Origin of the sequence: Sulfurimonas sp. SWIR-19 (genome assembly GCF_020410885.1) — a bacterium.
Classification (GTDB): domain Bacteria; phylum Campylobacterota; class Campylobacteria; order Campylobacterales; family Sulfurimonadaceae; genus Sulfurimonas; species Sulfurimonas sediminis.
Map to the genome: position 1 here is coordinate 1,348,971 of NZ_CP084578.1, position 12,314 is coordinate 1,361,284.

Sequence of the window (12,314 nt, forward strand, 5' to 3'; positions counted from 1 at the left end):
TTTAGTCTCCGTTCTCTAGATTAAGAGGTAATTTTGTTAAATTTTTAGGTTTTACCAGCCAGAAGTTTCGTACTTCCACTCTAAAGTTTTCCAGTAAATCTTCAGCTTTTTTGCTTTTTGTTTCTACTACATAATCTTTGAGCAGACGTTTGAGATAATGTCGTGCCTCATCTCCCTCATCTGTGTCAATTCTGACAGCCTCTACAAGTTCACTGTTTACATTTTCAATAAAATCATGATCTTCATCATATACAAAGCTCACTCCGCCTGTCATTCCTGCACCAAAGTTGATACCGGTACGTCCGAGAATCACAACCACACCACCTGTCATATATTCACAGGCGTTGTCTCCGGTCCCCTCAACAATTGCAAAGGCTCCGGAATTACGTACTGCGAAACGCTCTCCGACACTGCCGGAAACATAAAGTTTACCGCCGGTAGCACCATAAAGACAGGTATTACCACCTGCTGAGAACTCTTCACCCTCATTTTTAGAGGTAATGATAATTTTCCCTCCGTGCATACCTTTTCCTATATAATCATTTGCAACGCCCTCAAGATAAATTGAAACACCCGGAATTAAAAACGCACCAAGTGCCTGTCCCGCTACACCGCTGAGATTCATTTTAATTGTATCTGGCTTCAATCCTTCATCCCCGTAGTATTTCGCAATTTCTCCGGATATCAAAGCTCCGAAACTTCTATGGATGTTTTGGATTTCTCTTTTGATGCGTATCGGGTATTCCGGATGTTTAATCGCATTCATCGCCTCTTTGAGAACATCTTTTTCAAACTTGTTGTCATCAAAAGGCGGATTAAACGGCTGCTGATGCGTATTGACACCCTCTTCCCTGTGCAGGATTGCCGAGAAATCAAATTTCTTGGCAAAGGCATCGTCTTTGACACTCAGCAAGTCCACACGGCCTATCATCTCTTCCATCGTTCTGTATCCAAGTTCTGCCATAATGGCTCTGATATCTTCGGCCAAATATGTAAAATAGTTGATTACCTGATCAACATGTCCTTTAAAGAACTCTTCACGAAGTTTTTCGTTTTGTGTTGCGATACCTACAGAACATTTATTGACATGACAGATACGAAGCATTTTACAGCCTACGATAGTAAGAACACCTGTACCAAAGGCAAAAGACTCGGCACCCAGTAAAGCAGCTTTGACAACATCAAGTCCAGTTTTTAAGCCCCCGTCTGTCTGCAGTTCTACAAGTCCGCGCAGATTGTTTGCTTTGAGCGCATTATGTGCTTCAGACAATCCGAGTTCCCATGGATTACCCGCAAATTTGATAGAGGTCAGCGGAGCGGCACCGGTACCGCCGTCTCCACCTGAAATAATAATTTTATCAGCATAGGCTTTTGCCACACCTGCAGCAATGGTCCCTACTCCGACAGTAGATACTAACTTGACAGCGACTCTTGCCGCAGGATTGACCTGCTTTAAATCAAAAATCAACTGTGCAAGATCTTCAATAGAATAAATATCATGGTGTGGCGGCGGTGATATAAGTGTCACGCCGGGAACAGTATGACGAAGTTTTCCGATAAGGGCAGTCACCTTATGTCCGGGGAGTTGTCCGCCTTCACCCGGTTTTGCACCCTGGGCAACCTTAATCTGAATCTCTTGGGCACTTCTCAGATACGCCGGAGTCACACCAAAACGACCGGATGCAACCTGTTTGATTTTGGAAACTCTTTCTGTATTGTATCTTGATTTGTCCTCTCCGCCTTCTCCGGAATTTGACTGTGCTCCGATTCTGTTCATTGCAATCGCAATTGTTTCATGAGCTTCAGGAGAGATAGAACCAAGACTCATTGCAGCGGATGCAAAACGTTTAAATATCGCTTCTTTTGGTTCGACTTCTGATATATCAATCGGTTTTCTGTCTGATTTCAAGTCAAAGAAATCACGAATAAATTTCAATCCGCGCTTGTTCACAAGGTTTTTCAACGTATCAAAATTTTCCTGCGTAGGATGCTTGGAAACAGCATGAATTGCATGAATGACAGCAGGACCGAAATCATGATGTTCCTGATTTGTATAAAACTTATAGTATCCACCGATATTTAAAGGAAATATTTTATTAAAACCGTTTGTTTTAAAAGCATTTTTATGGGCTTTTTGCAGTCTTTCATCTATATCTTTATAAGTGAGTCCGCTGAGTGTACAGTGTGACGTTGCAAAACACTCTTTTACTATGGTTTTGTCCAGTCCCATTACATCAAAAAGACCGGAGTTTCTGTAAGAGGCAATTGTTGCAATTCCCATTTTGGACATAATTTTCAAGAGCCCGCTGTTGAGTGCAGTGTGCACAGATTTATAGGCTTCAGAAAATGTCATATTTAATGCTTTTGATTTTTCAAGCTGATTTGCCACTGTAGCAAACAATACATAAGGATGGATTGCCGAAGCGCCATATCCAAGGAGTACAGCAGCACTGTGCGAATCAATCACTTCTCCCGTTGTAGCGATAATAGAAACCAAATGACGAATCTTTTCATTCAGCAAAGCAAAATTCAAACGACCTATGGCCATTGCCATTGGAATGACTCTGTTTTGCTTGTCAAATCCGCTGTCATCCAAAATGACAATGCGTGTTCCGTCATTTTTGACTGATGCTATGACTTTTTGAACCAATGCTTCAAGAGATGCTTTCAAATCTGTTGTATAGGTAGTTGAAAATGTGGCATTTTTATAAAAATCCTGATATCTTGGAGAAGAATCATCGCCAAAAGACTTGAGCACTTCTAACTTTTCAGTCGTTATTATCGGAGAAATTGACTTCAGTCTGTGTGCATGTGACGGAATTTCATCCAGCATATTATGCACTTCACCAAAACCGGTATTTAGACTCATTACAACTTTTTCACGAATAGGATCAATCGGCGGATTTGTAACCTGCGCAAATTTCTGCTTGAAAAAATCAGTAAAATTACGCTGCTTTTCAGAAAAAGCTGCAAGCGGTGTATCATCACCCATAGAACCCACGGCTTCTTTTGCCTCTTTTACCATCGGCTCGATAACCTGCTCAATAACTTCCTGTGTTACATTAAAGTATCTTTGTTTGGCAATCAAGTCGGCTTCATCAAGTTCTCTGGAGACAACATACTGCTCTTCAACATGCTCCTGCAGGTAAATCATATGTTCATTCAGCCATTTCATATACGGATTAGAGCCTTTGAGATAATCATCTATTTCATTGCTTTTGAGAAGTTTTCCAAATTTCAGATCAAGTCCTATCATCTCACCTGACTGCAGACGTCCACGCTCTTTTATCTCTTCTTCCGGAATATCTACAACACCGTATTCAGAAGCTATCAGAAGGTTATCATCTTTTGTGACAATGTATTTTGATGGACGCAAACCGTTTCTGTCGAGTACACAGCCTATGTATCGTCCGTCTGTTACTGAAAATGCGGCAGGACCGTCCCATGCCTCAAATACAGTTGAGTGATACTCATAAAATGCACGAAGCTGAGGGTCCATATGCGGAGCATTTTGCCATGCCGGAGGAATCACTGCACGGACAGCTTTGAAAAAGTCCATACCGTTTACGATTAAAAATTCAAAAAAGTTATCGGCTGAAGCACTGTCAGAAGCACCGGGCTGCAAGATAGGAAGCAGTCTTTTAATCTCTTCGTCGCTAAATACTTCGCTTTTTATTGATTCTGATTTTATCGCTACATTGATACGGTTGGCTTCAACAGAGTTGATTTCTCCATTGTGCGCTACAGCACGAAACGGCTGTGCAAGACGCCATTCAGGGAGTGTGTTTGTTGAAAATCTTTGATGAAAAAGTGAAAAAGAGATTTTAAAATTTTCATTCTGCAGATCTTTGTAAAATTCTTTGATATGCGTAGGCATGACCAGCCCTTTATATGAAAGAACTTTCGAACTCATAGAGGCTATGTAAAAATCTCTCTCAGAGATCATTTCATGTTCTGCTTCTTTGCGTGAAAGATACAAAAGTGCATCAAATCTGTTTGTTGCCATGATTGAATTCGGAACAATGAAAAGCTGTACGATGTGAGGCAGTGAAGCCAGTGCCTGATCGCCTAGAGCATTGGTGTCAATCGGAACATCACGGTGCAAAACCACTTTTAAATCATTGTTGTTACAAATAGATTCCAGCGTTTGTAAATGCTTTTTCTCTTTGGTGAAAACTACAGCTACTGCAAATTGACCTGGCAGTTCAATCCCTTTTTCTTTTGCTTCATTTTTAAGAAAATCGGTCGGCATGGAAAGCAGTAAACCGCTTCCGTCCCCTGTTTTTCCATCTGCAGCAACAGCACCACGGTGCATCATGCGTTCAAGTGCAGTCACTGCATCATTGAGCACTTTGTGTGAAGGTTTGTTTTTGATGTTGGCGACAAGACCAAAACCACAATTATCCTTAAATGATCTTAATAAATCATGATGTTCAACCATTTCAACTCCCAAATTTGTAAATTTTATATGCAAAACATATAAATTTAATCTCTTTTTAAAGAAACTTAGTCTATTTAGACAAAGCATGTAAATTATACTTTCTTTTGGTTTAAATAAGCATAATAAGTGTAAAATATTTTAAAAAAAAGCAAAAAGTGTGTATATAGGAAGCAATTAGGTGCAAGGTTTTATCATTAATTTAAATCGCGTCAAAGATGAGGATTTAATAGTAAATATTTTATCTCAAAACAGCTTAGATACCCTTTACAGGTTCTACGGCGCACGCCATGGTGTTATAAATATAGGTTTTAAAATTGATTATGAAATCGAAAACTCGGCAAAATCTACCATATCAAGACTCAAAGATGTTATTCATATCGGATACCCATGGATAAATGATTATGCTCTACTGCGGTTATGGCAGGACTTTCTGGGACTCTTTTACAGACACCTCAAAGATTCTGAAGATATTGGCTCTTTTTATTTTAACTTGATTCATCAAGCTTCACAAAACTGGGACAGACAAAATCCTAAACGCATAGCGGTAGAAGCCTATGTCAAACTTTTGGAACATGAGGGACGGTTGCATACAGATATGCACTGTTTTTTATGTTCTAAAAAAATTGATGAGGATGTCTCGCTCTTGCGTGCATATCTTCCGACGCACGAACAGTGTTCTCATACTCTTCCCATCAACAAAAAAGGACTAAAAGAACTTTTTGAAAACAAATCTTCTCTTTTTTTAGGCAACAAAGAGGTAGATCGTCTGTGGAATGTTTTACTTGAAGGTTTATAATTTTGTAATCTTGTTATACTCCACAATCATTCCGTGAAATCTGGCATATATAAGGTTTAAATCATTACATGTAAAGGCCTCTTTTATGCCTGATTCCAAAAACTCTTTATACTGCATATAGTTTTTAAACTCTATGCCAAAGCTTTTTAACAATCTTTTTGTATAGCTGTCCACGACCATTTCATCCCTGTAACAGGCATAACAGAGAATGGCATCCGCACTCTCTTGGCCTATACCCAATTGCGACAAAAGCCACTCTCTTGTTACTTCTTTTTGAAACTGTTCAAAAGTGCCAAACTCTGCTTTGATATTATTTGCCAATGCTAAAAGTCTCGGTGCCTTTTGATTATAAAATCCGCTCGAACGGATTTTTTCTTTTAGTGTCTCTACATGTAAAGCGGCAAAGCTCTCCAGATCCAAAAATGATTCCAGATTTTTCAAAGACTTTTCTACATTTTTCCATGTCGTATTTTGCGTTAAAACGGCACCAATAACCACTTTAAAAGTTCCCGCATCCGGCCACCAGAGTTTCGGCGAATGCTGCAACAGATTTTTTGCTTCTAAAAATTCATATATCTGCAGAGAATTTGTATACATGTAAACCTTTTAAACTTTTGCACTAAGCTCTTTTTTTCGCTACCAACAAAACTACACAAGTTTATTCATAGTAGATAATATCAATGCACATAAAAGTTCATTCTCATGCAAAAGATATTCCGGATTTTTAGGATAAAAAATTTTGTTCCATCTCTCTTTATCTTCTAACACTGCAAACTTCTTATAAAAGCAATCAAATCTTCTTTTTTTAATGGTTTTGAATAATAGTACCCTTGAAATATATCACATCCATACTCTTTAAGTTTATCAACCTGTTCTTTACTCTCGGTGCCTTCAGCCAAAATATCCATTGAAAAGTTTTTGCCAATATTAATAATTGTTTTGACAAGATTCTTATCTTTGTTTGAATACAATAGTTCATCAACAAAGGCCTTATCAATCTTGAGCTCATTGATTGGAAGTTTTGTTAGAACACTTAAGGATGAATACCCTGTACCAAAGTCATCTAAAGAGAGTAACATACCTTCTGCCCGTATCGATTTAAGTATCGGCAAGACATAATCCAGGTCTTCTATAGGTAAACGCTCTGTTACTTCCAAAGTAAGCAGTGATGTGTCAAACTGCACTTTATGAATCATCTCCAGAAGATTCTTGAGAAAATGATTCTCCATAAGTTGAACAATAGAAACATTAACAGAGAGTTGAAATGTTCTCCCAACTTCTGCATATATTTTTTTTATCTCTAACAGCGAGCGATTTGTGATATAGTTGCCAAGTTCTAAAATCAGTCCTGTTGCTTCTGCAACAGGAATAAAATCCGCAGGGGAGACAAAACCAAGTTTTTCATTTTTCCATCGCACAAGTGCTTCCACCCCATGGAGCGTTCCATCTGCATTTATTTGTGGTTGATATACCATATAAATTTCATTTTTTTGCAAAGCACTTCTAAGTTCTTGCTCAATCGTAATATTTGCACTGTTTTTTTCTTGCATCTCTTTTGTAAAAAAAGCATAAGAATTTTTTACTTTTTTTGCCTCGTACATAGCTATATCTGCCAAAGAGAGCAAGGTATCAAAATCAGAAGCATCATCAGGGTATACAGAAACACCAATACTTGCACCCAATCTTACTTCTATGTCTTCTATAATATAAGGCATAGTAATAACTTCTATTAACTCTTGCAGATTTTTATTTTGAGAATTATTAATAATGATAAATTCGTCTCCTCCCTGTCGTGCCACCAAATCTTTTTCTGTAAAAAAAGCTTGCAGCCTCTTCGCAATAATAACAAGTATTTTATCTCCAAAAATATGTCCAAAAGTATCATTAATATTTTTAAAATTATCAAGATCAATAAAAATAACCTGTGCACCTTTTTGCATAACAAACTTATTTGAATGATAAACATTTTCATAAATGAATGCTCTGTTTGGCAAATTAGTCAGTAAATCATGCGTCATTTTAAAAAGCAGGTCATTCTCCTTTTCTTTTTCATACTTTTCCATTGCCTTAAATAAAAAGTAAAACAGAAGCATCATAACAATATAAAGCAATACCAATAACACAATATCTTTATATATTTCCTGCGTTATAGTACTGTTGTAATGATATACACTTATCCAGACTTTGTATTTTTTATCATAATAAAGAGCTCCGTTTATAGGTCTTCCTTGCATATCTTGTGAAAAAAAAGAAAAAACTTTAGCACTGCTTTTTAACTCTTCCAATGTGATATGATGCAATCCCAGTATCTGATTTATAACGGATGTACATGTATTTTGAGGACAGGATTTTCCATAAAGTATTTGTGCATCAAGATTGCTCTTTTTATTTGAATAAAAGAGGCGATAATAACCGTCAGAAAATTTTTTAATTAACAAAATATCTTCATCAGGTTCTGTTTCAAAACCGGAAAAAAGATTTTTTTTCTGTGTATTAATTATAGCAATAGCCATGACACCGACAACTTTGCCGTTTTTGTCACGAATCGCTTTTCGCAGTGGTAAAATCCATTGTCCCAGCGGTTTAAAAAAGAAACTTCTGCCAATCACTAAATGTTGACTTTTGAGTGTCTCCTCAAAAGAACTTTTTGCTTCTTTGATTTCTAAAGCATTTATTTTCTTTCCATGAAGTTCTTTATTTGATATAAGCAGATTTCCTTGCGGATCAAGATAGCCAAAACCTATGACCGCAGGGTTCACCTCTTGCAATGTATCAAAAATTTTTGTTTTTTCTTTAGGATTGTTTGAGATATGAGGATTAACAACCGTTGTTCCCACAACTTGCAGCATCGTCTCAGATTGCACCAAAAAATCATGAAAAATTTTTGCAACATTTGCAGTGTCCTGCTTATTTTTTTGACGTACAATACTTTGTAACTCTGTATACTTTGTATAGGTAAAAGCAGCAAATACTACTGCAGAACTTATCATAATGACATAAAAAATAGTCCATTTGTTTTTTACTATATTCATAGTATTAATTGTAGCACAATTTTTTATGAAAGTCTGTTTTTATAATTTTTGACAAGCTTTTTTATAAGTTCAATTTTTACTTTAACATCTTTTTCTTGCCACAAGAGAAGCTACACGGGTATCTTCTCCTCGCAGATTCACTTCATCTCTTTCTTCATAGTAAATAATATCAAGCCCGATAAAGGAATGCAGCAATTCGTTTGTACGTAAAAGGTATTCAGGATTTGCCGGCTGATTAAAATCGCCGTGTGCCACAATAAAAGTTTCAAAAATCAACAGACCGTTTGACTTGAGAGCTTCTTTTATCTGCGGCAACAACCTTCTGCTCAAATAGTTAATATTGATAATGAGATCGTACACATTTTTCTCTAAATTATAACTGTCCAGATCAGCTTCTATTTTGTTGATTTTTTCATCATCCTTTACTTGGGAAAGTGCATAGTCACTAAAGTCCACAGCATCAACAAAAAAGCCTTTTTCTGCTAAAAAGTGTGTATTTCTGCCAATTCCGCAGGCAATATCAAGCGCTTTGTCTCCACTTGCCAAACCAATATATTTTTCAACGACAGGTTCTACATTTTTTCGCATCGGTTTCTCTACATGGCGAATATTCCACCGTTCTTTATCTTCTATCATTTTCAACCTTTCTTGTCTTAAGAATTTTCAAAGGTACCCTTAATATGTTATTATATTGAAATTTTTTTGTATACACCTTTAACCGGCAAAACAAACATGCATTATTTTCAGGAAGCTTTAGTATGAAATTTTTTTTATTTTTATTTGTTTTCTTACTTTGTCTGCTCCGTGCCGAATCCATAGATACAAACACATCGTATCTTGATACTGCGCATAAAATAATTTCTGACAAAGTCACAGGCTATTCAGATACCCTTGATCAGACAATCAGCAAATTGTTCACAGGAAAAAAAGCACAAAATACCTATGATGATTTTTTTAAAAATGAAAAATATTTTAATGAAACAGAAAAATCATTTGTCAGCGTAAACCTCAATACTCAATTTCAGTCAAAATACAGAGAAAAAACCACACTTAACATAAATGCCAACATTGCTTTGCAAAGAACAAACCAAAAACTTAATCTTTTTGTCTCAGGTATAAATGAAAACAAAAAAATAATAGACAAGAATGCTCCCACGGAACTTGGACTCAACTATTTCAGAGCAGACAGGTACAATATACAAAGCAGATATTCAATCGGAGTCAGGGGGTTTTATCCCTTTATCAGAGCACGCTATTATAAGATTTTTACTGCGAAAAGTTGGAAAATCGAACCGATGCAGCTTTTTGAATATTCAAGCAAGGATGCTTTTAAAGAGAACACGTTCATCTATTTTGACAAAACACTTGCTGACAAATCACTTCTGAGGGTTACACTGCAAAGAGAGACACAAACAAAAATCAAAGGAATGGACTATGCTGTTTCAACACAATATTACTGGAATTTTTACAAAAAAAATATTCTGAGCATCTCTGAAATATTGTCTGGAAACACAGAATATACAACAGAGACTTCTACTCGAAAATACAGTGGCATCAATAACTATGCCACAGTCTTGACTTTTAGAAAAAACATATGGAAAAAATGGTTTTTTTATCAAGTCAGCCCCTCTGTGAATTTTCACAAAGAAAATGACTACAAAGCAAATTATGCGATTGCATTTTTAGTCAATCTTTATTTTGGTGATTTTGACTGAGATTTACGAAAGTCTTCTTTTGTAATCTTCATAGCCAAATTCTTTGATAAAATCCATCATTCCATTTTTGCGTTTAATCACCAAAGAAGGCAGTTTCACTCCGTTAAATGTAGTGTTCTTTACAAAAGTATAATGAATTTGATCCTCAAATATCACAGTATCGCCTACATGTAAAGGGGAATCAAAAGAGTAGTCACCCATAATATCACCGGCAAGACAGGTGTTGCCTCCCAAACGGTAGGTATATTTTTTTTCATCTGCAAGACCTGCACCTCTTACTTCGGCACGATAGGGCATTGCCAGTGTATCAGGCATATGTGCTTCTGCTGATGTATCCAAAATGGCTATATTCATGCCGTTTTGAAAAACATCCAAAACAGTGGACTGCAGATAACCTGTTTCCCAGCCAACAGCCTCCCCCGGTTCCAAATAGACATCAACATCATATTTTTTACGAAATTCTTTGATTATCCAAATAAGTTTTTCAATATCATAGCCTTTTTTTGTAATATGATGTCCTCCGCCGAAATTAACATATTGCAAATTTTTCAGATATCTGCCGAATTTATCTTCAAAAGCCGCTAAAACCTGTTCAAGCGCATCTACATTTTGCTCACACAGTGCATGAAAATTCAGTCCGTCTATCTTTTTTAGCAGTTTTTCATCAAAATTTTGCAGAGTTGTTCCCAGTCTGCTGTACAAACCACAGGGGTTGTATATATCGACCGGGGAAGAGGAGACTTCAGGGTTTACTCTCAGAGAAACATGAATATTTTTGTTTATTTCTTTGATTTTCCAAATATATCTTTCTAATTGCTTTGGAGAATTAAAGACTATATGATCAGATATTTTGGCTATTTCTTCAATCTCATCATCTTTATATGCCGGAGAATATGTATGCACTTCTGCATCCGGATTGTATTTGCAAAACTCTTCACGCGCAAGTTTTGCCTCATACAAACCACTGGCTGTACAGCCTTTTAAATATTTAGCCACCAGCTCAAAAGTACTCCACATTGCAAAGCCCTTCAATGCAAGAATAATTTTGGCACCGCTTTGCTGCTGGACATATTCCAGAGTTTTTAAATTTCTTTCTAAAAGAGCTTCCTCACATACATAACACGGTGTTTTTATTGGATTCATTTACTTATTCTAGTTCTTGAATTTTCCATGGAAGTCCCTGTTTATTAAGCTCCTCCATAAAAGGATCAGGATCAAACTCTTCCATATTATGCACACCTGTTTTGTACCAGATTTTTTCAAGCATCAGTTTTGCACCTATCATCGCCGGAACTCCCGTCGTATATGAAACTGCCTGAGAATTTACTTCTTTGTAACATGCCTCATGGTCACTCACCTGATAAATGTAGATTTTTTTCTTTTTGCCGTCTTTAATCCCCTCGGCTACTATACCGATGTTTGTTTTGCCCTTTGTTCTTGGACCCAATGAAGCAGGATCCGGTAGCAGTGTTTTTAAAAACTCTATAGGAATTATTTGCTGCCCTTTATGCTCAATCGGCTCAATACCTAGCATGCCGACATTTTGTAAACACTGCATATGCGTCAAATAACTCTCACCAAAGGTCATAAAAAAGCGAATACGTTTCAGCCCTTTTATATGTTTTACCAAAGATTCCATCTCTTCATGGTAGAGCAAATAAGAGTCTTTCGGCCCGACTTCAGGGTAATCCCACACCATTTTTATCTCCATCGGTTTTGTCTCTATCCATTGCCCTTTTTCCCAGTATCGTCCGTTTGCAGAAACTTCACGGAGGTTGATTTCGGGGTTAAAGTTTGTTGCAAACGGGTAGCCGTGATCTCCTGCATTACAGTCAAGTATATCTATAGTGTGAATTTCATCAAAATAGTGTTTTTGCGCATAGGCACAAAACACATTTGTCACGCCCGGATCAAAACCGCTTCCAAGCAGTCCCATGATACCTGCTTCTTGAAATGCTTTGTCTTTTTCCCACTGTAATTTATACTCAAACTTTGCCTCATCGGGATGTTCATAGTTTGCAGTGTCAAGATAATCTGTTTTTGTTGCGATACAGGCATCCATAATTGTCAAATCCTGATACGGCAATGCTACATTGATGACGATGTCTGCCCGTACCTTGTTTATTAATTCAATTATCTCCTGCGTATTGTCGGCATCAAGAGCAAAGGTCTCTATATCTGCATCAGGCAGTTCTGCTCTGATGGCATCACATTTTGATTTTGTTCTGCTTGCAAGTACGATTTTTCCAAAAACATCTGCATTTTGTACACATTTATGCACAACTACCCGACTGACGCCACCTGCACCTATTATTAAAGTTGTCTTCATT

At 37.0% G+C, this 12,314-nt stretch carries 8 protein-coding genes; 2 read left to right on the plus strand and 6 right to left on the minus strand.

Going from position 1 to position 12,314, the window contains the following annotated elements; genetic code table 11:
• Position 1: 1 nt before the first annotated feature.
• Positions 2–4,441 (minus strand): glutamate synthase large subunit, encoded by a 4,440-nt coding sequence (gltB, locus tag LCX93_RS07060; protein ID WP_226065402.1) that lies wholly within the window; start codon positions 4,439–4,441, stop codon positions 2–4.
• Positions 4,442–4,619: 178 nt separating this feature from the next.
• On the opposite strand from gltB, the gene recO reads away from it, so the two are divergent.
• Positions 4,620–5,237, plus strand: coding sequence for a recombination protein RecO (recO, locus tag LCX93_RS07065; RefSeq protein ID WP_226065404.1), 618 nt, complete (start codon positions 4,620–4,622; stop codon positions 5,235–5,237).
• Here recO and LCX93_RS07070 read toward each other — a convergent pair.
• The 3 genes from LCX93_RS07070 to LCX93_RS07080 form a co-directional block, all read right to left on the minus strand.
• On the minus strand, positions 5,232–5,834 hold the full coding sequence (locus LCX93_RS07070) for a 3-methyladenine DNA glycosylase (RefSeq protein ID WP_226065406.1): 603 nt from the start codon (positions 5,832–5,834) through the stop codon (positions 5,232–5,234). The two genes, recO and LCX93_RS07070, sit on opposite strands and share 6 nt — an antisense overlap.
• Before the next feature lie 164 nt (positions 5,835–5,998).
• Positions 5,999–8,269, minus strand: coding sequence for a bifunctional diguanylate cyclase/phosphodiesterase (locus LCX93_RS07075; protein ID WP_226065408.1), 2,271 nt, complete (start codon positions 8,267–8,269; stop codon positions 5,999–6,001).
• 81 nt (positions 8,270–8,350) lie between these two features.
• Positions 8,351–8,905, minus strand: a complete 555-nt coding sequence (locus tag LCX93_RS07080) for a class I SAM-dependent methyltransferase (RefSeq protein WP_226065410.1) — start codon at positions 8,903–8,905, stop codon at positions 8,351–8,353.
• 122 nt (positions 8,906–9,027) lie between these two features.
• On the opposite strand from LCX93_RS07080, the gene LCX93_RS07085 reads away from it, so the two are divergent.
• Positions 9,028–9,984: a hypothetical protein gene (locus tag LCX93_RS07085; RefSeq protein ID WP_226065412.1), complete on the plus strand. Its 957-nt coding sequence runs from the start codon at positions 9,028–9,030 to the stop codon at positions 9,982–9,984.
• 3 nt (positions 9,985–9,987) lie between these two features.
• Here the strand turns inward: LCX93_RS07085 and nspC are convergent, their stop codons facing one another.
• Complete coding sequence (nspC, locus tag LCX93_RS07090) at positions 9,988–11,127, minus strand: carboxynorspermidine decarboxylase (RefSeq protein WP_226065414.1); 1,140 nt, start codon at positions 11,125–11,127, stop codon at positions 9,988–9,990.
• A 4-nt stretch (positions 11,128–11,131) separates the two neighbouring features.
• Positions 11,132–12,313, minus strand: a complete 1,182-nt coding sequence (locus tag LCX93_RS07095) for a saccharopine dehydrogenase family protein (RefSeq protein WP_226065416.1) — start codon at positions 12,311–12,313, stop codon at positions 11,132–11,134.
• Position 12,314: the final 1 nt, after the last annotated feature.